Annotated in this window: 27 protein-coding genes, 1 other RNA gene, 2 pseudogenes, 1 riboswitch and 1 other annotated feature; of the genes and pseudogenes, 26 read left to right on the forward strand and 4 right to left on the reverse strand. The window is 48.7% G+C overall.

The window, feature by feature from the left end; genetic code table 11:
* The 7 genes and pseudogenes from FD01_RS16335 to FD01_RS14020 form a co-directional block, all read left to right on the forward strand.
* Positions 1 to 182 (forward strand): annotated as a pseudogene (locus tag FD01_RS16335) (hypothetical protein); the annotation flags it as partial.
* A 210-nt stretch (positions 183 to 392) separates the two neighbouring features.
* Complete coding sequence (locus FD01_RS13995) at positions 393 to 1,712, forward strand: hypothetical protein (protein ID WP_056964897.1); 1,320 nt, start codon at positions 393 to 395, stop codon at positions 1,710 to 1,712.
* Positions 1,713 to 1,928: 216 nt separating this feature from the next.
* Positions 1,929 to 2,633 carry a WxL domain-containing protein gene (locus FD01_RS14000; RefSeq protein WP_056964900.1) on the forward strand — a complete coding sequence of 235 codons (705 nt, stop codon included), beginning with the start codon at positions 1,929 to 1,931 and terminating at the stop codon, positions 2,631 to 2,633.
* Positions 2,634 to 2,926: 293 nt separating this feature from the next.
* Positions 2,927 to 3,520 carry a WxL domain-containing protein gene (locus tag FD01_RS14005; RefSeq protein WP_054714591.1) on the forward strand — a complete coding sequence of 198 codons (594 nt, stop codon included), beginning with the start codon at positions 2,927 to 2,929 and terminating at the stop codon, positions 3,518 to 3,520.
* Between the two features lie 57 nt (positions 3,521 to 3,577).
* Positions 3,578 to 3,699: a sequence feature (ribosomal protein L10 leader region), on the forward strand.
* A gap of 30 nt (positions 3,700 to 3,729) precedes the next feature.
* Positions 3,730 to 4,236: a 50S ribosomal protein L10 gene (rplJ, locus tag FD01_RS14010; RefSeq protein ID WP_056964902.1), complete on the forward strand. Its 507-nt coding sequence runs from the start codon at positions 3,730 to 3,732 to the stop codon at positions 4,234 to 4,236.
* Positions 4,237 to 4,284: 48 nt separating this feature from the next.
* Positions 4,285 to 4,653, forward strand: a complete 369-nt coding sequence (rplL, locus tag FD01_RS14015; RefSeq protein ID WP_054714593.1) for a 50S ribosomal protein L7/L12 — start codon at positions 4,285 to 4,287, stop codon at positions 4,651 to 4,653.
* A 356-nt stretch (positions 4,654 to 5,009) separates the two neighbouring features.
* Positions 5,010 to 5,606 (forward strand): class I SAM-dependent methyltransferase, encoded by a 597-nt coding sequence (locus FD01_RS14020; protein ID WP_056964904.1) that lies wholly within the window; start codon positions 5,010 to 5,012, stop codon positions 5,604 to 5,606.
* Positions 5,607 to 5,678: 72 nt separating this feature from the next.
* On the opposite strand, the gene FD01_RS14025 is transcribed toward FD01_RS14020, so the two are convergent.
* Positions 5,679 to 6,500 carry a PucR family transcriptional regulator gene (locus FD01_RS14025; RefSeq protein ID WP_056964906.1) on the reverse strand — a complete coding sequence of 274 codons (822 nt, stop codon included), beginning with the start codon at positions 6,498 to 6,500 and terminating at the stop codon, positions 5,679 to 5,681.
* A gap of 72 nt (positions 6,501 to 6,572) precedes the next feature.
* Here FD01_RS14025 and tadA point away from each other — a divergent pair, with 72 nt between their 5' ends.
* Positions 6,573 to 7,061, forward strand: a complete 489-nt coding sequence (gene tadA / locus FD01_RS14030) for a tRNA adenosine(34) deaminase TadA (RefSeq protein ID WP_056964908.1) — start codon at positions 6,573 to 6,575, stop codon at positions 7,059 to 7,061.
* Here tadA and FD01_RS14035 read toward each other — a convergent pair.
* On the reverse strand, positions 7,058 to 7,576 hold the full coding sequence (locus FD01_RS14035) for a GNAT family N-acetyltransferase (protein ID WP_056964910.1): 519 nt from the start codon (positions 7,574 to 7,576) through the stop codon (positions 7,058 to 7,060). The genes tadA and FD01_RS14035 overlap by 4 nt on opposite strands.
* A gap of 96 nt (positions 7,577 to 7,672) precedes the next feature.
* Between FD01_RS14035 and ffs the strand changes: the two genes are divergently transcribed.
* The 13 genes from ffs (at position 7,673) to FD01_RS14095 (ending at position 17,353) form a co-directional block, all read left to right on the forward strand.
* Positions 7,673 to 7,759, forward strand: an RNA gene (gene ffs, locus FD01_RS15885) — signal recognition particle sRNA small type.
* An 81-nt stretch (positions 7,760 to 7,840) separates the two neighbouring features.
* The gene (dnaX, locus tag FD01_RS14040) at positions 7,841 to 9,541 is read left to right on the forward strand and encodes a DNA polymerase III subunit gamma/tau (protein ID WP_054714647.1); all 1,701 of its coding nucleotides are present in this window, start codon (positions 7,841 to 7,843) and stop codon (positions 9,539 to 9,541) included.
* Between the two features lie 19 nt (positions 9,542 to 9,560).
* Positions 9,561 to 9,872, forward strand: a complete 312-nt coding sequence (locus FD01_RS14045) for a YbaB/EbfC family nucleoid-associated protein (RefSeq protein WP_056964950.1) — start codon at positions 9,561 to 9,563, stop codon at positions 9,870 to 9,872.
* Positions 9,873 to 9,883: 11 nt separating this feature from the next.
* Positions 9,884 to 10,483, forward strand: a complete 600-nt coding sequence (recR, locus tag FD01_RS14050; RefSeq protein WP_054714605.1) for a recombination mediator RecR — start codon at positions 9,884 to 9,886, stop codon at positions 10,481 to 10,483.
* Between the two features lie 581 nt (positions 10,484 to 11,064).
* Positions 11,065 to 11,325: a YaaL family protein gene (locus FD01_RS14055; protein WP_054714608.1), complete on the forward strand. Its 261-nt coding sequence runs from the start codon at positions 11,065 to 11,067 to the stop codon at positions 11,323 to 11,325.
* Between the two features lie 86 nt (positions 11,326 to 11,411).
* The gene (gene tmk, locus FD01_RS14060; RefSeq protein WP_056964911.1) at positions 11,412 to 12,044 is read left to right on the forward strand and encodes a dTMP kinase; all 633 of its coding nucleotides are present in this window, start codon (positions 11,412 to 11,414) and stop codon (positions 12,042 to 12,044) included.
* 12 nt (positions 12,045 to 12,056) lie between these two features.
* Complete coding sequence (locus FD01_RS14065; protein ID WP_054714611.1) at positions 12,057 to 12,386, forward strand: cyclic-di-AMP receptor; 330 nt, start codon at positions 12,057 to 12,059, stop codon at positions 12,384 to 12,386.
* Positions 12,386 to 13,363 carry a DNA polymerase III subunit delta' gene (gene holB, locus FD01_RS14070; RefSeq protein WP_056964913.1) on the forward strand — a complete coding sequence of 326 codons (978 nt, stop codon included), beginning with the start codon at positions 12,386 to 12,388 and terminating at the stop codon, positions 13,361 to 13,363. The genes FD01_RS14065 and holB overlap by 1 nt, the downstream gene beginning before the upstream one ends.
* 207 nt (positions 13,364 to 13,570) lie before the next feature.
* The gene (locus tag FD01_RS14075) at positions 13,571 to 13,909 is read left to right on the forward strand and encodes a DNA replication initiation control protein YabA (protein WP_054714613.1); all 339 of its coding nucleotides are present in this window, start codon (positions 13,571 to 13,573) and stop codon (positions 13,907 to 13,909) included.
* Positions 13,909 to 14,772: a 16S rRNA (cytidine(1402)-2'-O)-methyltransferase gene (gene rsmI, locus FD01_RS14080; protein WP_056964915.1), complete on the forward strand. Its 864-nt coding sequence runs from the start codon at positions 13,909 to 13,911 to the stop codon at positions 14,770 to 14,772. Before FD01_RS14075 ends, rsmI begins: the two co-directional genes overlap by 1 nt.
* A complete protein-coding gene (locus tag FD01_RS14085; protein ID WP_056964917.1) occupies positions 14,769 to 15,491 on the forward strand; it encodes an acyl-[acyl-carrier-protein] thioesterase in 723 nt (240 codons plus the stop codon). Before rsmI ends, FD01_RS14085 begins: the two co-directional genes overlap by 4 nt.
* Entirely contained in the window at positions 15,488 to 16,225 is a 738-nt protein-coding gene (locus FD01_RS14090) for a sulfite exporter TauE/SafE family protein (protein ID WP_056964919.1), read from the forward strand. The genes FD01_RS14085 and FD01_RS14090 overlap by 4 nt, the downstream gene beginning before the upstream one ends.
* A gap of 60 nt (positions 16,226 to 16,285) precedes the next feature.
* Positions 16,286 to 17,353 carry an endonuclease/exonuclease/phosphatase family protein gene (locus FD01_RS14095; RefSeq protein WP_056964921.1) on the forward strand — a complete coding sequence of 356 codons (1,068 nt, stop codon included), beginning with the start codon at positions 16,286 to 16,288 and terminating at the stop codon, positions 17,351 to 17,353.
* Positions 17,354 to 17,380: 27 nt separating this feature from the next.
* Here FD01_RS14095 and FD01_RS14100 read toward each other — a convergent pair whose 3' ends face one another.
* Positions 17,381 to 18,031 (reverse strand): endonuclease III domain-containing protein, encoded by a 651-nt coding sequence (locus FD01_RS14100; RefSeq protein ID WP_056964922.1) that lies wholly within the window; start codon positions 18,029 to 18,031, stop codon positions 17,381 to 17,383.
* Positions 18,009 to 18,980, reverse strand: a complete 972-nt coding sequence (locus FD01_RS14105) for an asparaginase (protein WP_056964924.1) — start codon at positions 18,978 to 18,980, stop codon at positions 18,009 to 18,011. Before FD01_RS14105 ends, FD01_RS14100 begins: the two co-directional genes overlap by 23 nt.
* 390 nt (positions 18,981 to 19,370) lie before the next feature.
* A riboswitch (THF riboswitch) is annotated at positions 19,371 to 19,465 on the forward strand.
* 69 nt (positions 19,466 to 19,534) lie between these two features.
* Between FD01_RS14105 and FD01_RS14110 the strand changes: the two genes are divergently transcribed.
* From FD01_RS14110 to FD01_RS16875, 5 genes and pseudogenes are all read left to right on the forward strand, one after another.
* Complete coding sequence (locus FD01_RS14110) at positions 19,535 to 20,050, forward strand: folate family ECF transporter S component (RefSeq protein ID WP_056964926.1); 516 nt, start codon at positions 19,535 to 19,537, stop codon at positions 20,048 to 20,050.
* A 128-nt stretch (positions 20,051 to 20,178) separates the two neighbouring features.
* Positions 20,179 to 20,901 (forward strand): tRNA (adenosine(37)-N6)-threonylcarbamoyltransferase complex dimerization subunit type 1 TsaB, encoded by a 723-nt coding sequence (gene tsaB / locus FD01_RS14115; RefSeq protein ID WP_056964928.1) that lies wholly within the window; start codon positions 20,179 to 20,181, stop codon positions 20,899 to 20,901.
* On the forward strand, positions 20,885 to 21,430 hold the full coding sequence (gene rimI / locus FD01_RS14120; RefSeq protein ID WP_056964930.1) for a ribosomal protein S18-alanine N-acetyltransferase: 546 nt from the start codon (positions 20,885 to 20,887) through the stop codon (positions 21,428 to 21,430). The genes tsaB and rimI overlap by 17 nt, the downstream gene beginning before the upstream one ends.
* Positions 21,431 to 21,440: 10 nt before the next feature.
* Positions 21,441 to 22,457: a tRNA (adenosine(37)-N6)-threonylcarbamoyltransferase complex transferase subunit TsaD gene (tsaD, locus tag FD01_RS14125; protein ID WP_056964953.1), complete on the forward strand. Its 1,017-nt coding sequence runs from the start codon at positions 21,441 to 21,443 to the stop codon at positions 22,455 to 22,457.
* 9 nt (positions 22,458 to 22,466) lie between these two features.
* Positions 22,467 to 23,273: pseudogene (locus FD01_RS16875) on the forward strand (HAD family hydrolase).
* The last annotated feature ends 4 nt before the right edge of the window (positions 23,274 to 23,277 follow it).

The raw sequence follows: 23,277 nt of genomic DNA on the forward strand, positions 1-23,277 counted from the left end.
TGGATCTTGTCAAAGAGAAGACCGCAGAGACAATTGCGGTTGCCGTAGACACTGGTGTGGTCATGGCGAATTTGGAAAATCTTCTCGCAGTTTTAAGTAGACCAATTTCGATTACTGCCAAAAAGAATAAGACTGCGGTGAAGATTGATTACAAAGTTATCGTGGATTTGCCTGAAAGTTAGGGCTAATTCACCAGCCACTAACTATGTTTACAAGAACTGGTTTAGTCGGCTCATGGACGAAGTCCATCAGTTGGCGACCTGAACTGAATAACTGAATAGGTCGTGCGTCGAGCCGAAAACTGGGTCGGTCTGTTCGTGGTGCATCGATCACCAACTTCTCCGCTCAGTCAGTATTCGCAACGCTCCAAACGTTGCTTTCAGACCGGCCAGATGCGATTTCATGTCCCAAATACCGAGGTGAATAATCCAGGCTACAAATCTCTTGAGCATCAGCATCACTCGCCGGCCTTTATCATCAAGCCAGCTTATCTGGCAACGGCAACGACTAAGGTCAAAGATCTTACCGTGATCAGTAGCGATGGAACGCATCCAGCGGCTAAAGATACAACGGTCTTTGGTGGGGATAAGCTGGAATATACCTTCAACTTGAAGTACGACCCTGCCAGCCCGTTTGATTGGACGGATGTCTCAGCAAAGCTTTTCACTCCTGATCAACAACAACGCTTGGATCTCGACCATGCGACAGCCACGGTGAAAATTGGTAAAAACGCAACGCCACAAAAGCTGACGGCTGATCAGCTCAAGAACGGTTATTTGATTAATGGTTCAATGTATGCGCATGGGGATGTGACTTTTAACGTGCAAGTCACCAGTAAGGTTGTCCAATCAAAGGCTGACCTTGATGATGGCAGTCAATATACCAACGATGCGCATACTGCGAAACCAGACTCGCCATACAATGTCACCTTGAATCCATTGAAGCAACCTGCTAACACAGTGCTTCAGGTCAACCCTGATAGCTCACTGGTTGATTATTCTGGATGGAAGACCGCTGCTTTGACTGGGAATGTAACGGATAAAGGCACGTTAAGCACGCTTTTGGGCTTGAACGTATCAGTCAATGGCGGTGAGATGCAGCGTTTGGCCATGACACCACAAGCTAAAGCCCCGTATGTTGTGCACATTCCAACCGGGGATGCGGATGCCGTTGATGATGGCGGTCTTTCCGATAAACAACTGCTGGCTACCAAACTAGATGGAACGAAAACGAACACTGTGACCTTGCAGGCAATCGATGGTGCCGGGAACCTTTCCCAACAAGTTTCAATTAAAGTTGGCAAGTTTGTCTTAAGTGCTGATCCTGAGATCCATTTTAACGATGAAGCACAGCTAGACGGCAAGGATTGGGATCTGGCATCGAAGACATTCAAGCTGGATGTGACCAATACGCTTTTCCCAGGGTGGACGTTGGCGGCACAAGCTAGCGTGATGAAAGACGATTCCGGAAAAGAATTATCAGGAAAACTGGTTTATCGAGATGGTTCGCAGTCACATGACCTTGATCAAGACGTGTTGATCGATACCGGTACCACTGCGGGGACGACGTCTGTGACAGATAATTGGACCCATGAAAATGTGGCCACGGATTCCAATTCAGGTAAGGGTTTGTTCGTTCAAGTCGACGGGAATGCGACGCCAGGGGATTATCAGGGAACGGTGACTTGGACACTGACCAAAGCGCCGAATTAATCACCAGATTGGTAGGTTCAATAATCAAAAAATATTATCAAAATACTGTTAATTTCGCTTGCATGCGAGATAATTGCTAGATATAATAATGGCAGGAACGATTAAATCGATAAACTGCTCACCTCCATGATCTCTTTGGAGGACGACCCGTCCACAGGGGAACTTCACCCGCTGTGTGGCGGGTCATTTTTATTCTCAGGAAAGGAGATCGTGTGAATGTTCAAGCGAATTTTACAACTTAGCTTTGGTTTTGTGATCGCCATCGCCATGAGTGGCGCTTTGAATGTTCACGCGGCCGATACTGATACCCGCACGGCAACGACTCAAGCTTCAATCAGCTTGAAAGCTGGCGGTAATATTACCTTGGATTCCGCGCCTGATTTTGACTTTCCCTCAACAACCATTGATGCAGATCATGAAACTAACCCGAAGCTGTCCTATTCTGATAACCAAAGCGACGTTTTACAAGTGACAAACCCAGGTTTAAGTGACGGCTGGTCTGTGACGTTACAGGTAGGCCGATTTGAAACGGCGAATGGTTCACGTTATCTTAAAGGTGCGAGCTTAGATCTAAGCAGTAATGACAAATTTGCAGGTGCCGGGGTGCTCAAGGGTACGACTAATTATGACGCAGGCGTTGCAACAACTAGTAACAACACCACTGATACAAAAAGTGAACCGGTTGATTATGACACAACCACTGGCAAGTATAGTTTTCCTGCGAATACGCGGCCTTTGGTCCAATCATATAATCTGCCCGCTGAAGGTGATCCCATCGACATGTTTATGGCTTTTCCTGGGCAAGGGGTCGGTATTTGGCAAACTGCCTTTGATGCCACGTTGCATATTCCTGCTGGTAACGTTGAAGGGAGCTATAAAGCGGATCTGACTTGGACCTTAACCAACGCACCAACAATTTAAGTAGACTGAAAATTATTTGAACTTCCAAACATCGGTCAATCGCCAAATGTTTGGAAGTTCTTTTTACGTGATGAACCGGTGTGCCTAAAGGACAAAAGAAAAATTTCGTGTCATTTTTAATCAGAAGCAATGCGCTTTTGAGGATGCTTTTGAACGATTTTCTCGACAATATATCATCATTTCTAAAAATATTTTAATATTATCATTGCTTATTGCTTGCCATACGTGGTATAATAAAAGCATAGATTTTTAATTGAACACACACTTGTCATTTATGGTTTGGGGGAATCATCATGATCAAGCATCTTTCTTTTGTGCGCCTTACTGTGCTTTCTGCAGTTGCGGCCACTTTCTTCGCTGTGGCTTTACCAGTTAAAGTTCACGCCGATACTACACAACACGCATCAGTCACTTTAAAAATGGCTGATGGCGCACAAGTCGCGATCAGTGATGCGCCAAACATTAACTTTGGGACGACAGCTATTAATAGTAACGGAACTGACAAAGACGCCGACAATATCGATGCGCCTGTGACCGTTACCAATCCCGGGTTCGCAGACGGCTGGACGTTAAAAGTCGCTGCTTCTAACTTCACCGATGCTCAAACTAACCGGACCATCAAATCTGCACAAATGACTTTTGATACTGCCACAGTTGCGGCTGACGATCAAAATAACGTCTCCGCTGCACCAGTTGCTCAACAAGCCGTATTGACTACTGGCGGTGCTGCTCAAAAAATTGTTGGCGCTGCGGATCATGCCGGCGTCGGTACTTTTAGCGCTACTTTCAATCCATCCAATGTGCACTTGCATATTCCTGCCGGTAACGTTGAAGGCAACTACTCCGCTGACTTAACTTGGACGTTGGTCAACGGCGTCGAAGATTAATCAAACAATTTCAGAAAATTACTTGACGAAAGCATCGGCCACATGGTACGATGCTTTTTGTGTTAATTCACTCTGCCTAAGACTCAGGTGGCGCAAGCCTTAATATCCTGCCGAGGTGGTATCGGGAACCATTAGATACCTCTATGTCTTGGTGGACATGGAGTTTTTTTATTGCAAAAACTTCAACCAAACTACAGGAGGTGAATCAAATGAGTGAAGCAATTCTCGCACAAAAAGCCGCAGCTGTTGACAAAATCGTCAAGCAGTTTGAGGCCGCTACTAGCGCAGTTGTTGTGAACTACCGTGGCTTGACCGTTGATGAGGTGACCGAACTTCGTAAGGAGTTACGCGAATCCGGCGTCAAAATGGAAGTTCTCAAGAACACTTACTTGCGTCGTGCTGCTGATATTTCCGGCTATGAAGGCTTGGATGATATCTTCAAAGGCCCTACTGCCATTGCATTTTCTGATGAAGATGCTGTAGCACCTGCCCGCATCATGGCTAAGTACGCTGATAAATTCGACGCTCTTGAAATCAAGGGTGGCTTCATCGAAGGCAAAGTCGCAACTCTGGACCAAATCTTGGAACTCGCCAAGTTACCAGACCGCGATGGTATGCTTTCAATGTTGCTTTCCGTATTGCAAGCGCCTGTCCGCAACGTCGCATACGCCGTCAAGGCCGTTGCCGAAGCCAAGGACGAAGAACCAGCCGCTTAATACTCGCAGCCTAGCTGCATAAAACCCAATAAATTGGAGGAAACAATCATGGCTTTAGATACTCAAGCAATCATCGACCAGATCAAAGAAGCTTCCATCTTGGAACTCAACGATCTCGTTAAAGCAATCGAAGAAGAATTTGGTGTTACCGCTGCTGCCCCTGTTGCAGCTGCTGGTGCTGCCGGCGCTGGTGCCGAAGCAGCCAAGGACTCCTTCACTGTTGAATTAACTGAACCTGGCCAAGCCAAGGTTAAGGTTATCAAAGAAGTTCGTGCCATCACTGGCTTGGGCTTGAAGGATGCCAAAGGTCTTGTTGATAACGCTCCTTCCGCTGTTAAGGAAGACGTTACTGAAGACGAAGCTAACAAGTTCAAGGAACAACTTGAAGCCGTTGGCGCAACTGTTACCTTGAAGTAATTTCTACCTCTAGGTAATCAAAAAGCCGTCGTGTGATCCTCTTAGGAGAGTCGCACGGCGGCTTTTTTGTCATGCTCAGTTTGACGTAACGGAAAAATCCTCTCAACTAATGTGAGAGGATTTTTCTCGACCCGAATAGGAACTCAGGCATTTCAGTTTCTTTAGGATATCGAGAAAATGTATGGGTGTCAAGTCTTTGAAGATCGTTAAATAACCTTTTTTGAAGACCTCAGGAAAACCTTAAGAAAGAAATCCAAGTTCCATTTAAAAACAGTGTGCATAAGTGGGTAAATAGGCTTCTATTTCTGTCTTGAGTAAGGTACGCTAGAGCCAGACAACAACAATAGGAGATTAACATGAACCAATACTTTACCAATGATCCAGATCTGGCCCATGACGAACACAGCTTTGACTTCACGCTGGCTGGGCATGATTTACATTTCACTTCAGACAATGGCGTTTTTTCTAAGCACACCGTTGATTATGGCAGCCGGGCGTTGATCGCAGTAGTCGCTGAGACGCAACCACAAGGCCGCTTGTTAGACGTTGGCTGCGGGTGGGGGCCGATCGGCTTGAGTCTCGCCAAAGCCCAACCTAGCCTTGATGTGGTGATGTCAGACGTCAATGAGCGTGCGATGGCTTTGGCTAAGCGCAACGCAGACGCCAACGGTATTCAAAATATCCAAATCATCGAAAGCTCGGTTTATGATCAAATCGACGGGACTTTTGATACGATCGTCACCAATCCACCGATCCGCGCCGGCAAAGCGACGGTTTCAGCAATTTTAGCTGGAGCTTTTGACCATTTGAACCAAGGTGGCTCACTGTACGCTGTTTTACAAAAGAAGCAAGGTGCGCCTTCTGCCAAGAAATTAATGGCGGAAACCTTCGGCAATGCCCAAATCGTGAAAAAAGACAAAGGCTATTACATCCTGCAAGCCACCAAAGCATAAACGAAAACCGCGACTCGATGAAAACGAGCCGCGGTTATTTTTAAATCCACGCTAAATTTTCGCACCCAGGGTTCACGCGCCTTGCACCAGCAGGTAACATAATACCAAGTCATCCATTTGCCGCAATGAAAAACCGGTTGTTTGTTGGAATTTGTCCAAGCGATACTGCAAGGTGTTGCGGTGAATGTACAAGGCTTTGGCAGTGGCCGTCAAGTTGCCTAAGTGTTCATACAAGCTGACGATCACTGGACGCATTTCGGCATCTTCGGTGATGGCATCGCGCAAGTTGCCTAATAATGGGGAATCACGGCGGGCTTTGCTGGTGTAATAAGCTAATGCTGAGTTGGCTAAGCAAGCACAGCGGTCATCACTGGCGGCAGCTAAGCGTTGTTCTTCAGCAAAAATCGCTGGCAAGGTGGCGTTGACGGCCCAGAATTGGCCCAGATAGCCGCGCGTTTGTGTATCAAAGTCTGGATCCAGGGTGTCTAAAATCGACAACAAACCGGATTGGTCTAATGGCGTGGCGGTTTGGGGTTCGACGACCACCGCATGCGTCGGCGTCAGCCAAAAGCCGGTGACGTCGCCAGAAAACAAACTCAATAAAGCGTCCAACCATAACGCCGGTTGCGTTGGCGCAGCAGAGGTGTTGAATTGCACCAAGCGCACCACACCGTTGGCAGGGATTGACCCTGACCCGACCAGAAATTGGGCCCAAGGGTTACGGCTGGCAGGCTGTGGGGCGAGCGTTTTTAATAAGGCCACTTCGCGCTCACTGAGGTCACCAGCGACAGCGAGTGGCATGCCATCGACGACGAGCTCATAGGCGTCGGCAGGAAACGGTGGGGTATGATACACTGTAAAATATTGTTCAAGCACTGATTGTAGTGAGGCCATAAGATTACTCCTTGTGAATCGCTTACAATCATCTTAACACGTTTTGAATTGAGATGTGGGGAGGTCTAACACATGACAGATTACATGCAAGAAGCGTTGCTTGAAGCACATGACGCGATGATCATCGGCGAAGTCCCGATCGGCGCCGTGGTGGTGCATGATGGCAAAATCGTCGGCCGCGGGCATAATTTGCGTGAACACAGTCAAGATTCCACGCTGCATGCCGAAGTCCTCGCCATTCAAGAAGCTTGCATGACGCTTGGTTCTTGGCGTTTGGAAGATTGCGATTTGTACGTGACGCTTGAGCCTTGTCCGATGTGTGCTGGGGCGATGATCAATAGTCGCATTCGCACCTGTTATTACGGCGCCAAAGATCCCAAAGCTGGTGTGGCTGGATCGCTTGGCAATTTATTAGAAGATACGCGCTTCAATCATCAAGTTAAAGTGGTAGCTGGCATCGATGAAGAGCAAGCAGCGCAGTTGTTAAAATCTTTTTTCCAAGCGATTCGCAAAAAACGCAAAGCTGCCAAACTCGCCAAAAAACAAGCACAAAAGGCTTAACACGTTTTGGCCATGATCACGGTAGTTACTGGAATGCCATCGGCGAGGCGCTCATTCACCAGGCGGCCTTCTTCATGCATACCGAGGCGTGAGAGGACATCACCAGAGGCTGGATTGCGCGCATCATAGCGGCCTTCAACGCGTAACAACTTTAATGTGTTGAAGCAAAATTTCATTAACGCTTGCGCAGTTTCAGTCGCATACCCATGATGCCAGTAACGTTTATCTAAGAAATATCCGATTTCGGCAGAACAATCCGTCCAATGCAAGTCTATGGCGCCGATGGGTTGGTCATTTAACGCAATCGTGAATTTGCCTAAAGGCTGGCCAATCCAGTAAGTGGCCAAAGCTTCAAGTACGGCTTCTTCATTTGCGTAGCGAATCGTGAATTCATTATTTTCTGGGTCACTACCTACTTGCAAGAACATGTCGGCATCAGCTAAGCGGACTGGGCGTATGGTTAACCGCGCTGTGGTCAAAGTTTGGTGTTGTAAAAGCTTCGTTTCAATAGACAAAATCGTGGGCCTTCTTTCTAGATTGTTGTCAGTATGAGCTATGCGAATGGGCTGGTCAAATCTTCAGGGATGCGGTATAATATTTCTTGCCGAAAGGCCTTGAGGCAATGGCAGCTTTTCGAATCGTGTCAGGTCCGGAAGGAAGCAGCACTAAGGATCGTTAACCATGTGCCTTAAGTTTTTAAGCCTATTAACAAGGTCACCTTACCAGGTGGCCTTTTTCTATTTCAATGGTAGAATTAAACCAAGAAAGGATGGTTGCCAGTGAGCTATCAAGCATTGTACCGCGTGTGGCGCCCGCAGACTTTTGGCGACGTGATCGGCCAAACCGCCGTGACCCAAACGCTGAAAAATGCGTTGATCACCAAACAAACGAGCCACGCCTACTTATTTTGTGGGCCGCGCGGGACAGGGAAAACCTCTGTTGCGAAAATTTTGGCGAAGGCGTTAAACTGTTTGCACTTGCAAGATGGCGAACCGGACAACACCTGTGAGATCTGCCAAGCAATCACCAACGGCTCAATGACTGACGTGATCGAAATCGATGCCGCGTCTAACAACGGGGTGGATGAAATTCGTGATATCCGCGATAAAGCCAAGTATGCCCCGACCATGGCGCGCGTTAAAGTCTACATCATTGACGAAGTGCATATGTTATCGACTGGCGCGTTCAACGCCTTGTTGAAAACGTTGGAAGAACCACCGGCGCATGTGGTATTTATCTTAGCGACTACTGAGCCACAAAAGATCCCGGCAACCATTATTTCACGGACGCAGCGTTTTGATTTTCGCCGCATTACCACCGAAGACATCGTCGGGCGCTTGGAAACCGTGCTCGATGACAAGCAGATCACCTATGACGATCATGCGTTAGCTGTGATCGCGCGGGCTGCAGAAGGCGGGATGCGCGATGCCTTGTCGATTTTGGATCAGGTCTTATCCTTTGGCCAAAACCACGTCACGGTTGAAAATGCGTTAGATGTCACCGGTGGTGTGGCCACGGCGCAACTCGGCGAATACTTACAAGCGATCCACGATCAAGATGTGGCCAAAGCGTTGACCACAGTGGAAAGCTTGTTAGCTGCTGGCAAAGACGCTGGCCGCTTGATCGAAGATTTGATTTCGTATTTGCGGGATTTGATGGTGTATCAACAAGCCCCAACGCTGTTAGCCGATACGGAAACCGAGTTGATCGATTCACACTTCAAACCGTTAAGCCAAGCCTTTGATGCGGATCGCTTAGCGCGTATGATCGCGGTGTTGAATGAAACGTCAGGCCAATTGCGTTTGACCAACCATCCGACGATTTATTTGGAAGTAGCGACCGTGCGTTTAGGTGAACCGACGCCGGCGGCACCCGCACCTCAGTCACAAGCACAAACGGCGAGTGCGCCTAGTGCAGATGTTGAAGCCTTACAACAACAAATTAAACAGCTTCAACAAACCGTTTCTTCTTTGAAACAAACTGGCGTCGCCGCAAAGCCTGCACCAAAACCAGTCAAGCGCCATCAATCTGGTGGTTACAAACCAAATATTGCCAAGATCTATCCGATTTTAGGCAAAGCGACGCGCAAAGACCTCGACGCGTTAAAAGATGTTTGGCCAGATCTGTTGAACATGCTCTCGATTTCCAAGCGCGCGATGATGAAAATCTCAGAGCCAGTTGCGGCTAGCCCTGATGGTGTGATCGTCAGCTTCGACTATGACATTTTAGTCGAACGCGCAGAACAAGACGACGCCTTGATGGCAGAGCTCAAAGACAGCTTGCAGCGCTTGACGCAAAAGCAATATGAAATCGTGTTAGTGCAATCTGCCGCTTGGCCGAACTTGCGCAAAGAATATTTACAAACCAATGGCGCGCCAGCTAAAGCGAAAAAGCCGGCGAAACCAACGACCCCGCCAGTCGTTAAAACCATCACCGATATGTTCGGGGATGAAAACAATATTACGATAACAGACGATTAATAGGAGGATTTTTAATATGATGCGTGGTGGCATGGGCAATATGCAAGGTATGATGAAGCAGATGCAAAAAATGCAAAAGCAAATGATGGCGGATCAAGAAGCGCTGAACCAAAGCGAATTCTCCGCCACTTCTGCGTCTGACATGGTGACAGTGACTTTTACTGGTGACAAGAAGCTCAAAGATATCCAAATCAAACCAGAAGCCATTGACCCAGACGATCCTGACATGTTGCAAGATCTGATCATTGAAGCCGTCAACTCTGCGATGGCTGACATCGACAAAGAAACCCAAAGCAAAATGGGTAAGTATTCCCGCGGCTTAGGTATGTAGTGAGGTAATTTATGCAATATCCGGCACCTATTGAAAAACTGATCGATAGTTACATGAAACTGCCAGGTATTGGGAGCAAAACGGCGACCCGCTTAGCGTTTTACACCATCGATATGGACAAATCAGACGTCAAAGCTTTTTCTGACAGCTTGATCGATGCTTCCACGAAATTACATTATTGCTCGATTTGTGGCAATATCACGGAACAAGATCCTTGTGAGATCTGTAGCGACCCGACGCGCGATCAAAAGTCGATCCTGGTGGTTGAACAGCCAAAAGATGTGATGTCCTTTGATCGCACCAATGAGTATCATGGCTTATATCACGTGCTTCACGGTGTGCTCAGCCCAATCGAAGGCCGCGGGCCAGAAGATTTGAACATTGAATCCTTGATCAAGCGTCTGCAAAACAATACCGCAGTGCATGAAGTGATCGTGGCGACCAATGCCACGCCAGAAGGTGAAGCCACGGCGCAATACCTTGCCCGCTTGATCAAGCCGGCGCAAATCAAAGTCACTCGCTTGGCCCACGGCTTGGCAGTCGGTTCAGATATCGAATACGCGGATGAAATGACGCTTTTAAAAGCTGTCGAAGGGCGTACTGAAATTTAACCCGATTGCCTAACGGCTTGAAAATCTGTGAGCTCCGAGGGTCAGGCATCACTCCGGTGACTTGGACAAGTTGCCGTGCGGCCGGCTACAGAAATCGGCATAAACCGCCGATGTTCTTCCGCCTAAATCTTGAACCAAAGAAAACCGCTTTGTTTCAAGATTTGCCGGTGAAATCTGCGCAAGCCGCCAAAAAGCGGCGTCTCGTTTGATTTCACTACCACAGGCAATTGTCCAAGTCACCTCCGCGATGCCTGACCCTCTCCGCGCACAGATTTCTGAACGATTTAGCTTCATACTAGCAATTCGTTGCCATTGCGGGCAGGTGCTAGCAGAGTGGAGAGGTTTTGAAATTTGGACGGAGGCTGGCCGCCGATACATAGTGAGATTTCCATGTATTTGGCGAGTATCGTCTACGGAAAGCCGCAGGTGGAGATCCACTTGGGTCAGGAGCGTAGCGAGTGACTCAAGTTAGCTCCGATTCGGACCCTCACTATGTAGCGGCGAGCCAGTCGGAGTCCAAATTTCAAAACCTTGTAACGGCGCTAGCCGGTAGCATCAAAAGAAGTTTTTGGAGGCCAAAGATGTTTTTCAAAAAGAAACCACAATTGAAAACTGAAGCTGATCGCGAATTGATGACCACCGTTTACCGCGTGCGGGATCAAATGACGCATGAACGCAAACTTTTGGCAACCTTTCGGGAAGTCGATGCGGTATCCAAGTCGCAATATAACTTGCAAGCCGGGCTGTTTGACTTTTTGTACCGGGAAGCGCGGGTGCGGCAAGTGTCAGGCGACTTGGTTTCTGAAATGGCCGCGGAACAATTACATCAAGCAAACTTGTAAAAGGCGTACGGGTGACCGGGCGCTTTTTGCTGTTAATTATTACCAGATTCCAGTAAACTAAACGTATCAGACAGGAGCGATTTGTTGTGGCAGGGAGATTCATCACATTTGAAGGACCAGATGGCGCTGGCAAAACCAGTGTCTTACAAGCGGTGTTACCGCAATTAGAACAAGCGCTTGACCGTTCAGTGGTGTTGACCCGCGAACCAGGTGGCGCCCAGATTTCTGAAAAGATCCGCGATTTGATTTTGGATCCGGAAAACACAGCAATGGACGCGCGCACCGAAGCGTTGTTATATGCGGCCAGTCGCCGGCAACATTTGGTGGAAAAAATCTTACCTGCCCTCGCTGCTGATCAAGTGGTGGTGTGTGATCGCTTCGTGGATTCGTCAGTGGCGTATCAAGGCGCTGGGCGTGGCATTGGGGAATCTGCAGTGCTGGCCATGAATCAATTTGCCACTGCCGGCTTAGAACCGAGTTTGACCATTTACTTAGACGTGCCAGCGTCAGTGGGGATTGCCCGGATCAAAGCCCATCGCCAAGCGACCCAATATGATCGCCTCGATCAAGAACAACTCGATTTTCACGAACGCGTGCGCGCGGCTTATCTGCGCTTAGCTGAAGCCAATCCGCAACGGTTTGTGACCATCGATGCCACCCAAGATTTTGATACTGTTGTGTCGCAAAGTTTGTCGCAGTTGCTCAAGCATTTACAATAGGAGGTCTGCTTTATGAAAATGATCATGGCCATCGTGCAAGACAAAGACGCCAACCTTTTAAGCAGTGAATTTATCGATAACAACGTCCGGGCGACGAAGCTGTCTACTACTGGCGGCTTTTTGAAGTCTGGTAACACCACTTTCCTGATCGGGATCGATGATGATCGCGTGGATGAAGTGCTCCAAATCATCAAAGATACCTCACAGACTCGCGAACAATTCATGACCCCACCGGTGAACTTAGATGCCACTAGTGATTCTGCCATGGCATATCCGATCGAAGTGCAAGTCGGCGGCGCCACGGTATTTGTCTTGCCTGTCGAAGCCTTCCATCGCTTCTGATGCAAATTTCTGAATTACAGCCTAGCTTGGTGAAACAATTTGCTGCGATCATCGACCGCCACCAGCTGGGACAAGCTTACGTCTTCAGTGGCGTGGCCGGCACGGGTAAAGCGCAATTGGCGGAGTGGATCGCCTTGCGCTTATTTTGCCAAAATGTGCAAAATGATCAACCTTGCATGCAATGTCCTGAATGCCAGCGCATCTTGAGTCACAACCATCCCGATGTGGTGGTGCTGGCAACGGAAGCGCGCAGCTTGAAAGTCGACGATGTGCGCGGCTTGAAAGCTGAGCTGACCAAGTCTGGCGTCGAAGGCCAACAGCGCGTATTCGTGATCCAACAAGCGGAGAAAATGACCCCAGGGGCCGCCAACAGTTTGTTGAAATTCTACGAAGAACCAGTGGCTGGCGCGACGATCATTTTAACGACTACTGCTAAGAATCAACTGTTGCCGACGATTTTGTCCCGCGCGCAGATCATCAACTTTCCAGATCCGCCTGTCGCGTCGATTCAAGCGCAACTGGAAACGGCTGGGGTGGACAAAAAGTCTGCGGCGCTGGCAGTGAAGCTGACGGCAGATGTGGCGCAAGCACAAGCGATGGTTGCTGACGGAGAATTTCAAAGTCGCGTTCAAGCCGTGTTGAATTTAGCTGCCCAGTTGGCGAATCGCGATGCGTCGGCATTTGTTTCCGTACAAGCCAGCTTGTTGCCAACGGCCAAGGCTTTGCCAGAACAAAACCAAGTGCTCGCGTTGTTAGCGCTAGTGTATGAAGACGCGATGAACCGGCACTTTGAAGTCGACAGCCAACCCGCTTTTGTGGGCGAGGCCGTTGTCAAACAGCTTTCTTGGTTGTCCAGCAAAGTCTTAACGAAGAGCTTACAGGCGATTCTCGCCGCGCAAGTACGTTTGCGGCAAAACGTGACGTTCCAGTCAGCGACTGAAGCGTTGATCTTACAACTGTTAGCAGCTGAGTCTTAGTCGGACTTGGCTGCTTTTGTTTCCAGTGGTTTTCAAAACGATTTTAGTTGATCGGGTAGCGCTGCTTGAGATTTTGAGGCGGTCTTTGCCTCGAAATCCCAAGCGAGCTAGCCGTATCGACGTTGTTTTGAAAACCACGACGCTGTTAGCCATTGCGGTTTCGTATGCTATACTGGAAGTATCATATCCACACAAGAAGGGGAGCACATGGAGAAAAAAGATCTCTATGACGGATTCGTCGAGCTAGAACAACAAACCCAAGCCATGCTGAGCAAACTCGCAGGCTTGAAGCAAAATATGGCGCAGTTAGTCGAAAAAAACGCCGAACTAGAAATTGAAAACCGGCACTTGCGCGAGCATTTACAAGAATTGCAAACCAGTGCCGATCACAAATCTAGCGGCGCTGTTGAGCTGTCCAAATCTAAGCTCAACTTAGAGAACCTTTATGAAGAAGGCTTCCATGTGTGCCCATATTACTATGGCCAACGCCGCATCGATAATGAACCTTGCGCGTTTTGTGTCGACATTATTTACGGGGAGCGCTAATGCAAAATCAACACAGTTTTGACCAACACGATAGCGGCACCCTTTTTCTGGTGCCCACGCCGATCGGCAATTTGGATGATATGACGGTGCGCGCAGTCAAAACGTTGCAAACTGTCGATTTGATCGCCGCAGAAGATACGCGCAACACGCAAAAACTGCTGAATCACTTCGAAATTGAAACCAAGCAGATCTCGTTTCACGAACACAATACCCAACAGCGCATTCCTGAATTGATCGCCAAACTCCAATCCGGGTTATCGATTGCCCAAGTGTCTGATGCCGGGATGCCATCGATTTCTGATCCTGGTAAAGAACTGGTGGCCGCGGCGATTGCTGCCAACTTACCGGTTGTGCCATTACCAGGGGCGAATGCTGCGACGACAGCCCTGATTGCTAGCGGGCTTGCACCACAGCCATTTATGTTTTACGGGTTCTTACCGCGCAAAGCTAGTGTCCAAAAAGCGGAACTGACCAAACTCGCCCAACAAGAACAAACGGTGATTTTTTATGAATCACCATATCGTGTGGCCAAGACCTTAACGGCGATCCAAGCGATTTTTGGGGATCGCCAAGCCGTCCTGGCGCGCGAATTGACCAAGTTGCATGAAGAATTCATTCGCGGCAGTTTGTCTGAATTGATCGATTGGGCCTTCGAATCTGCGCGCGGCGAATTTGTGATCATGGTGCAAGGCGCCGATCCAGTAGCGCCAGTAGCATCAGATGTGCCCTTAGTCGACCAAGTGCAAGCGTTGATCGATAACGGCGACAAACCCAACGCGGCGATCAAAGCCGTGGCCAAAACCAATGGCTTGAATCGCCAAGCCGTTTACAATGCGTATCATGGATTGGAGGAGACTGAATGAAGTACACTGAACCTTATACGATCCCATTTTTCATGGCGACGCAAAAAGGCACCGCAAGCCTTGTAACTTTAGTCAATGCGATGCTGATGGGCTCTGAACACCAACTCGATCAAGTGGGCGCTGGGATGACGCAAGTGTTATCGCGTGGGATCGGTTGGGTGATCACCCAATATGAACTCGACGTCAAGCGCATGCCTAAAGTTGAAGTGCCGCTAGTGTTAGGCACGGAAGCCACCAGTTACAACAAATTGATGTGCTACCGCGATTATTGGTTGGAAACGACAGATGGCGAACGCTTGGCGACGATGCGCGGCGCTTGGGTGATGATGGATCTCAATGCGCGCAAAGTGGTACCAGTGGTCAAAGACTTAGTGGAAAAAGTGGGCGCACCATTTTCAACGCATGTGGAACGCTTCAAGCGCTTGTCTAAAATTGATCGCGTCGACCGTGAACACGCTTATCCTGTGCGGTATTTTGATATCGATCCCAACGGTCACGTCAACAATGTGCATTATTTTGAATGGATGGAAGATTCACTGGGCGCTGATTTCTTAGCGAACCATGAACTGGCCAGCATGAAAATCAAATATGCCAAAGAATTGCCGGTTGATGCAACACCTAGCGCCCAAGTGCAAATTGAAGGCTTGACCACCCGGCATCAAGTGATCACGGATGGTGTGGTCAATGCGGAAGCGGAAATGACTTGGCGTGAGCAATGAGTTGGATTTTTGTAATGCTGTTTGCCGCAGTGCTGGCAAGTTTAGTGCAAGGCGTCACCGGTTTTGGTTCTGGGATCATGTTGATGATCTTCTTGCCAACGATGCTGCCGATCGGCCAAAGTGCTGGGGTGTCGACGCTGACGATGTTGATCGCCGAAGTGGTATTGGTGTGGCGCTATCGTCATGCATTAAAATGGCGTCGTTTACCGATCCCGTTTCTGATTTATGCTAGCGTGGCGACCTGGTCGGTGCATTTGGGTCAGATCTTGCCGACGCATTTTCTCAAAGGGTTACTCGGCTGCTTACTGATCACGCTGTGTTTGTACTTCACGTTCAACCGGGCGGCAGGGAATAAACGGTTTCCCTTGCTCGTGTGCGGCTTGTTCATGATCATCTCAGGCTTTTTCAATGGGTTGTTTGGGATCGGCGGGCCGTTGATGGCGCTGTATTTTTTGACCTTGTCGAAAACTAAAGAAGAATATCTCGTCAGTATTCAAACCTTTTTCTTGATCGATACTTTCTATGTCACCACGGTACGCTTTGCCAATCATGTCTTGAGCGTTGGCGACTTGAAGTATGTGGCAGTGGGGATGGTCGGCGCAGTCATTGGCACTATCATAGCCAATCGCATTGTCGATCACTTGAATGTCGCGATGATCACCCGCATCGTTTATGGTTTTATCGGCGTGGCAGGCATTTATTATTTGAGCACCGCGATCATCACCGGTGCATAACTTTTAAACTGAGAATTTGTCCACAAGGGGATAAGTTCTCATTTTTTTCGGAGGTTCAAGATGAAAAAATGGGTCAAAGCCTTAGCCATCACAGCAGGCGGCGTTGTGCTAGTCGCTGGCGGGTATATCGGGTACTTGTTTGCGAGTTATCACCGGTTGGCCGATGATTTGCCATTGAAGGTGACGCACGCAAAGCAGTCGGCGTTATCCACTGATCATGTGAATACGGCGATGTCTTACAATATCGGTTATGGGAGTTATCCCCAAAGTTATAGCTTTTTCATGGATGGCGGTAAGCATTCTCGGGCTTATAGTGCCCAAGCTGTGGATAAAAGTTTGGCTGGGGTGGTGAAAACCACTCACACCATTGATCCTGACATCGCCTTTTATCAAGAAGTCGATGTGGCCGGTGATCGCTCGCAGCATGTTGACGAAGTGAAAAAGTTAGCTAACGGCATGCCGGATTACGATCGCGTCTTTGCGCAAAACTATGACTCCGCATACTTGTTTTACCCGTTTAATCAACCGATCGGCGCCGCCAAATCTGGACTTGTCACCTTAGCGCGATGCCCGATCACCAGCTCCCGTCGATATTCATTGCCTGTGGATACCGATTATAACAAGCTGATGGATCTGGACCGGGCCTTTTCCATGAGTCGCGTTGCTGTGGATAATGGCAAGTCTTTGGTGCTGGTGAATATCCATTTGTCGGCTTTTACACCAAATCATGCCGTGCAAGAAGCCCAGTTTGCCAAATTGTTTAAAGCCATCGCCAAAAGTTATGCCCAAGGTGATTATGTGATCGTCGGTGGGGATTATAATCACCGGGTTATCCCCAATGCGCCTGAAGTTTTCCACACCAGTGCTAAACCGCAGACCTGGACGCATCCTTTCCCCGTTGATCAACTGCCAAAAGGGTTTACCCAACCGACCAGCGGTTTAGCTGCTGCGGCGATTCCGTCTGCGCGTGGCTTAGACAAGCCTTGGGATCCGGCCAAGAGTTTCAAAACCTTGATCGATGGCTTTATCGTGTCGCCGAATGTGGAAGTCCACCAGGTGAAAGTCGTCGATACGGATTTCAAATATTCTGATCACAATCCAGTGAAGATGACGTTCAGCTTGAAATAAAAAATAGTCGTCGCAAAATTGCGGCGGCTATTTCAATGTCAGCGTGAAGTTGGCGAGCGGACTTTGTGAAAAATCTTCTGCAGATTTCACCGTTTTTCCAAAATTATCGATCAACCCGTGAAATTCTTGGGCATCGCGTAAGCCCCAATCATCGACTTCTCGGGTATGCGCTTTGAGCTTGGCATAAGTTGCAAAATCCTGACCTAACCAACTGAATAATCGACGACAGTAATTGTCAGCGATAAAGGTGGACTGATCAAAGACATACAACCGCATCGCATCGGCAGTTTCTTCCCCGATGCCAGGCAAAGCTAACAATTGTTGCCGCAAACGGGACGGTTCGGTGGTTGCAATCCGCGCCAAATCGAAGTCAGCGTGCGTCAGCCAGCTGAACAACCCATTAATAGCGCGGCTTTTATTGCGGTAGAACCCACTGGGACGGATCAATTCTTGCAACTCGTCTAGGGATAAGTTGGCGATGGCTTGGGGCTCAAAATTCGTTGCCGCCCGTAAGTTATCCAGCGATTTGTCAACATTGCGCCAGTTCGTGTTCTGCACTAAAATCGCGCCGACTAAGATCTCAAATTTCGAATCTGCTGGCCACCAGCCACTAGGGCCGAGTAAGGTGGTCAGTTCATGATACAGATTCGTTAAATCAAGAGATCGCGTTGTCGACATAATCTGCGAGCTCCTTTCCAGTTTTGCCAGCAGATAAGCCGACAATTAATTTGATCCGGGCTTTTTGACCGTTGAGGCCTTGGCAGAAGGTGACGCCCATTTTCGCCAGTTGGGCACCACCGCCTTGATAATCGTAGAAACCTTCCGCTACACCGTTGAAACACCGGGAAACTAATACGACGGGAATGTTGCGATCTAACAAATGTTGCAAGCCTGGCAAAGTCTCTGGTGGTAAGTTCCCAGCGCCGAGGGCTTCGATCACTAAGCCTTTGGTATCAGTCGGCAAGGCGTCAAACAAGGTGCTGTCCATACCAGCGTAGGCTTTTAATAGGAAGACAGGCGCTTGCAAGTCATCAATCGGCAGCGCGACTTGGTTGATCAATTCTTGGAAAAAGCGCACGCCCTCCTTGGTGACCAAGCCGATCGGACCAAAGGTGGGCGTGCGGAAAGTTGCCACATTGGTCGTGTGGGTTTTGGTGACGAAGCGCGCCGTGTGAATTTCGTCGTTCATCACCACTAAACAGCCTTTGTTTCGCGCAGCCGGGGTGGCAGCGGTGCGAATCGCAGACACATAGTTATAGCTGCCATCAGCGCCGACTTCATTGCTTGAGCGCATCGCACCAGTCACCACGACTGGGATCGTGGCGTCTAAAGTTAAGTCCAAGAAGTACGCCGTTTCTTCTAGCGTATCGGTCCCATGCGTCACCACAATGCCATCGATACCGTCAGCTTCAGCCTGGCGGATACGCTTAGACAATTCCAGCATGCGCTGTGGGGTCATGTGCGGCGATGGCAAGTTGAAAAAGTCTTCTGAGGTGACTTCAATGTCTTGGCCGACCAGATCTTGTAAACCCATCAAGGGATTTTGGGCGTTTGGGGAAACGTCACCGTTTTCGTCTTGGCTCATCGCAATGGTGCCGCCAGTATGCAAAGCTAAAATGTGCGTCATGAGAACCCTTCTTTCAAAAAATAAGTGTAACAGAAAAAGTGGAATAAAAAAACACTTCGCAGCTGGAAGTGTTATTTAAGGGAAGCTTTCGCAAGCGAAAGCGGTATTGCGGTTTGGTTACTAATGGCTACTATACGCCGCGATCCTTAAATTCAATGTTGGGCGCAGTAGCAAAGCTAAAATAATTTCGTGTGAGAGATTTAACAGAATTCTCATTAAGTGTGATTTTATTTAAAATTTAACTGGCCGCGTTGACCAGTTAAACCGATAATATTTTTATTTCCGAACGTATTCGTAATATTTATCCCACTTTTTGCCAAGAATATCGGATGCTTTTGGACTTGTGTTTTAAATCGTTTGGGTTATGATAGACGGCGTACCAAAAAAATCTAAGGAGTAGAACTTGTTGCGTTAAGTGCTAGTGGAACGGAATGTGAACACTAGACGAAAGCAATTGCTGCGGTAACAAGTTCGCATTCGCCAAATAGTTAGGCTTTCGGGTGTGCGCGCCACCAAGGTCTTGCTCGGCGTCTCCACCAAAGGGGATAGTCTATATGCAATTATCATTCAGAACACCAAAGCTCACCACGAAAACTTGGGTCAGCTTAGCCGTGTTTATGGCCATGGATCTGGTGTTACGTCGCTTTAGTTTCGGTACCAGCTTTGTCAAAATCGGCCCAGCCTTCATTGCTACGATTTTAATGGCTTACTACTTGGGCCCATGGATCGCCGCAGTCGGCGCTATGTTGTGTGATCAAATCAATGTGTTGATTTTTTCACCAGGGGTCAATTTCTTAGGCTTTACCTTGACGGCCATCGTGGCTGCGATCATTTACGGGTTGTTTTTCTCGCAAAAGCCAGTGCGCTTGTGGCGCGTGGCGTTAGCGGTACTGGCAGTGACCATTTTGTGCAATGTGTTGATGAACACCTTGTGGTTGCAAATGATGGGCACGCCTTGGCAAGGGATCATCGTGGTGCGCTTGATCAAAGATGCGATCGTGTATCCGATTCAAGTCGCCGTGTCTTATGCGGTGCTCAAAGGCGTGGCGCGGATCAAACCCACGTTATAATCTGAAAACTCTAGACAAGTCGCATGCTGGCTTGTCTTTTTTCATGGACTTGGGAACAGTTGAAGCGACAATGAACCAGTTTGCAGAAAAATGTTATAATAGCAGGATAAAATCTTTCGGAGGCAGACATGTATTTATTAGCTCTTGATACGTCCAATCAAACCATGAGTGTTGCGGTGATGCACGACCAAACACTTTTAGCCGAAACGACGATCAATCATAAAAAAACGCACAGCGAACAACTGCTGCCAACGATTCAAAACTTGCTGAAACAATCCGATCTCACCATCGATCAAATCGATCGCATCGTGGTGGCTGAAGGCCCAGGTTCTTATACTGGCATCCGCATTGCTGTCACCACTGGCAAGACCTTGGCCTACACGTTAAACAAGGAACTCGTCGGCGTGTCCAGCTTGGCGGCGTTGGCTGCTGGCGTCACCGATACCCAAGCGTTGATCGTGCCATTAATGGATGCTCGGCGGCAAAACGTTTTTGCTGGGGTATACCAATGGGTGAATGGTGAGTTGATCAATGTCGTGCAAGATTCGCATTTGCCATTGACCCAGTTATTAGAAGAAGTGCGCGTGTTGCGCCAACCCGCTGTGTTTGTCGGCGCGGACGTCGAAAAATTTGCTGACGAGATCCGCTCGACGTTAGGCGCCAAAGCCAACTTGGCAGATCCATTGCGTGCTTATCCTCGGGCTAGCCGGATCGCGTTGCTGGGGATGCATGCAAAGCCGGTGTCTGTCTTTGATTTTGTCCCGACGTATTTGCGCGTGACTGAAGCCGAACGCAATTGGTTAAAGACCCATTCAGATGAAGGACATGAGCCTTATGTTGAGAAAGTTTAGAGACTGGTTTGAAAATAATCCACCAGAAAGCCTGACATTTACCGAAGAAGCGGCTGTGATCCACAACCGCGAATTTACGTTGCGGCGCATGGCTAACGGGGATATTGATGCGGCTTTAGCCATTGAGCGGGCGGTATACAATGACACGCCTTGGGATCGGGTGGCGTTTTTATCCGAATTGCACAAGCGCCAACACAGCTTGTATTTGGTGTTGACCTTACCCAATGACGGTTTGGTCGTGGCGTTTATCGGGTGCATGTTTGCCAAAAACGAAGCGCATATTACCAACATTGCTGTGGATCCTAACTTGCAACATCAAGGACTAGGCCGGTATCTCATGCAGTGGATGATCGCAAAAGCCCGAGATTTTGGCAGTGATCAGTTGACCCTTGAAGTGCGCACGGATAATGCCATCGCCCAAGCGTTGTATCATGAACTCGGTTTTCACGATGGTCGCATTAAAAAAGGGTATTACGTCGCGCATCACGAAGACGCCATGGATATGTGGCGGGCGTTGAACGAGGAATAAGGAGAACATGTTGAGTCAACCAGAATTGATTTTAGCGTTTGAAAGTAGCTGTGATGAAACCAGTGTGGCGGTGATCAAAAACGGGGATACCATTTTAAGTAACATCATTGCCACTCAAATCAACTCACACAAGCGCTTTGGCGGGGTGGTACCAGAAGTGGCCAGCCGCCATCATGTGGAACAAATCACTGAAGTCATCGATTTGGCCATGAAAGAAGCCAAAGTCACTTACGATGATCTCGACGCTGTGGCCGTGACGTATGGGCCTGGGTTGATCGGGTCCTTATTGATCGGGGTCACTGCCGCCAAGACTGTGGCCTTTGCGCACAATTTACCATTATTGCCGATCAACCACATCGCTGGGCACATTTATGCCGCACAGTTGGTCAAGCCTTTGGTTTACCCCTTGTTAGCCTTGGTGGTTTCCGGTGGGCATACCGAATTGGTTTACATGCAAGCGGCTGGCGATTTCAAGATCATCGGCGATACTCGCGATGACGCGGCTGGTGAAGCTTATGATAAAATCGGCCGGGTGCTTGGCATCAACTATCCAGCCGGCAAAGAGGTGGATCGCTTGGCGCATTTAGGCCAAGATACCTTTAACTTCCCGCGGGCGATGGATGATTCCGAAGACTTGGACTTCAGTTTCTCAGGCTTGAAGTCTGCCTTCATTAACACGGTGCATCATGCCGATCAAATTCATGAAACCTTGAGTCGTGAAGATTTGGCGACGAGTTTTCAAGCCGCAGTGGTGGATGTGTTGACGCATAAAACCTTGCGCGCCTTGCATGATCATCCAGTCTCACAGTTAGTCGTTGCTGGCGGTGTGGCGGCAAACCAAGGCCTGAAGGAACGCTTGACTAAAGAATTGGCCAACACCGATATCGACTTGATTGTGCCACCACTGCGCTTATGTGGCGATAATGCCGCAATGATCGGCGCGGCGGCGCATGTGGCCTTAGCCAAAAAGCAATTCGGCAGTTTGGATCTCAGCGCTGATCCTGGTTTAGATTTCGATCACGCATAAGGAGTGGCCATGATTCAAGCAATTGCAACGGATTTGGATAGTACCTTCATGCATCATGGGATGACCATCGCGCCATTAAATTCGCAAATGGTTCGCCAGGCTGTTGATGACGGGATCCATTTTGTGGTCGCCTCAGGTCGCCAAGCGCCAGCTATCAGTCAAGTGATGGCCAAAGTCGGCGTGACTGGGGCTAAAGTGTGTTTAAATGGCAGTTATGTGGAAGACGAGCATGGTCAGGTGTTAGTAGCTAGTGCAATACCACGTGATCGGATCACCCGGTTATTGAAACTTGCGCAAGCCGGGCACACGAATCTCATGTTATACCGTAAAAATGGCGTTTTTCGCTATGATGTGACCAATACCTTGTTGTGGCACGCTGCTTTTTTGATGCATGGCAAAGGCTACAACCATTTGTTTAAAACCGAAGCCCGTATGTTGAGGTTGTTGGCGACTGACTAAGTTTACAAAGTCGGCTTCAATCATCCCGATCATGCCGTGTTGGTGAAAATTCACGATCAATTGGTGGATGAACCGGTATCGATGGTTTGGGCATCGGCGAATTTCTTGGAAATCACCAACTTTGGGGTCACCAAATTATCAGGGCTCAAGGCGTTGGCCGAAACTTGGCACGGGGATGTCCAAGATTTTGTCGCGTTTGGCGATTATGAAAATGATTTGGCCATGCTTGAAGGCGTAGGGTGTGGCGTTGCGATGAGCAATGCGATTCCTGAAGTGAAACAAGTTGCCGATGCCGTGGTAGATAATCATGATCATGCCGGCGTTGGGCGGAGTTTGCAAGCGTTGTTAGCGCATTAGCTGA

The organism is Lacticaseibacillus manihotivorans DSM 13343 = JCM 12514, from assembly GCF_001435035.1.
Taxonomy (GTDB): domain Bacteria; phylum Bacillota; class Bacilli; order Lactobacillales; family Lactobacillaceae; genus Lacticaseibacillus; species Lacticaseibacillus manihotivorans.

What these genes read in the sequence shown, in the direction of transcription:
- FD01_RS13995 (WP_056964897.1), top strand. Translation starts at nt 393, where the DNA reads ATGCGATTTCATGTCCCAAATACCGAGGTGAATAATCCAGGCTACAAA.
- FD01_RS14000 (WP_056964900.1), top strand. Translation starts at nt 1,929, where the DNA reads ATGTTCAAGCGAATTTTACAACTTAGCTTTGGTTTTGTGATCGCCATC.
- FD01_RS14005 (WP_054714591.1), top strand. Translation starts at nt 2,927, where the DNA reads ATGATCAAGCATCTTTCTTTTGTGCGCCTTACTGTGCTTTCTGCAGTT.
- rplJ (WP_056964902.1), top strand. Translation starts at nt 3,730, where the DNA reads ATGAGTGAAGCAATTCTCGCACAAAAAGCCGCAGCTGTTGACAAAATC.
- rplL (WP_054714593.1), top strand. Translation starts at nt 4,285, where the DNA reads ATGGCTTTAGATACTCAAGCAATCATCGACCAGATCAAAGAAGCTTCC.
- FD01_RS14020 (WP_056964904.1), top strand. Translation starts at nt 5,010, where the DNA reads ATGAACCAATACTTTACCAATGATCCAGATCTGGCCCATGACGAACAC.
- FD01_RS14025 (WP_056964906.1), bottom strand. Translation starts at nt 6,500, where the DNA reads ATGGCCTCACTACAATCAGTGCTTGAACAATATTTTACAGTGTATCAT.
- tadA (WP_056964908.1), top strand. Translation starts at nt 6,573, where the DNA reads ATGACAGATTACATGCAAGAAGCGTTGCTTGAAGCACATGACGCGATG.
- FD01_RS14045 (WP_056964950.1), top strand. Translation starts at nt 9,561, where the DNA reads ATGCGTGGTGGCATGGGCAATATGCAAGGTATGATGAAGCAGATGCAA.
- recR (WP_054714605.1), top strand. Translation starts at nt 9,884, where the DNA reads ATGCAATATCCGGCACCTATTGAAAAACTGATCGATAGTTACATGAAA.
- FD01_RS14055 (WP_054714608.1), top strand. Translation starts at nt 11,065, where the DNA reads ATGTTTTTCAAAAAGAAACCACAATTGAAAACTGAAGCTGATCGCGAA.
- FD01_RS14065 (WP_054714611.1), top strand. Translation starts at nt 12,057, where the DNA reads ATGAAAATGATCATGGCCATCGTGCAAGACAAAGACGCCAACCTTTTA.
- holB (WP_056964913.1), top strand. Translation starts at nt 12,386, where the DNA reads ATGCAAATTTCTGAATTACAGCCTAGCTTGGTGAAACAATTTGCTGCG.
- FD01_RS14075 (WP_054714613.1), top strand. Translation starts at nt 13,571, where the DNA reads ATGGAGAAAAAAGATCTCTATGACGGATTCGTCGAGCTAGAACAACAA.
- rsmI (WP_056964915.1), top strand. Translation starts at nt 13,909, where the DNA reads ATGCAAAATCAACACAGTTTTGACCAACACGATAGCGGCACCCTTTTT.
- FD01_RS14085 (WP_056964917.1), top strand. Translation starts at nt 14,769, where the DNA reads ATGAAGTACACTGAACCTTATACGATCCCATTTTTCATGGCGACGCAA.
- FD01_RS14090 (WP_056964919.1), top strand. Translation starts at nt 15,488, where the DNA reads ATGAGTTGGATTTTTGTAATGCTGTTTGCCGCAGTGCTGGCAAGTTTA.
- FD01_RS14095 (WP_056964921.1), top strand. Translation starts at nt 16,286, where the DNA reads ATGAAAAAATGGGTCAAAGCCTTAGCCATCACAGCAGGCGGCGTTGTG.
- FD01_RS14100 (WP_056964922.1), bottom strand. Translation starts at nt 18,031, where the DNA reads ATGTCGACAACGCGATCTCTTGATTTAACGAATCTGTATCATGAACTG.
- FD01_RS14105 (WP_056964924.1), bottom strand. Translation starts at nt 18,980, where the DNA reads ATGACGCACATTTTAGCTTTGCATACTGGCGGCACCATTGCGATGAGC.
- FD01_RS14110 (WP_056964926.1), top strand. Translation starts at nt 19,535, where the DNA reads ATGCAATTATCATTCAGAACACCAAAGCTCACCACGAAAACTTGGGTC.
- tsaB (WP_056964928.1), top strand. Translation starts at nt 20,179, where the DNA reads ATGTATTTATTAGCTCTTGATACGTCCAATCAAACCATGAGTGTTGCG.
- rimI (WP_056964930.1), top strand. Translation starts at nt 20,885, where the DNA reads ATGTTGAGAAAGTTTAGAGACTGGTTTGAAAATAATCCACCAGAAAGC.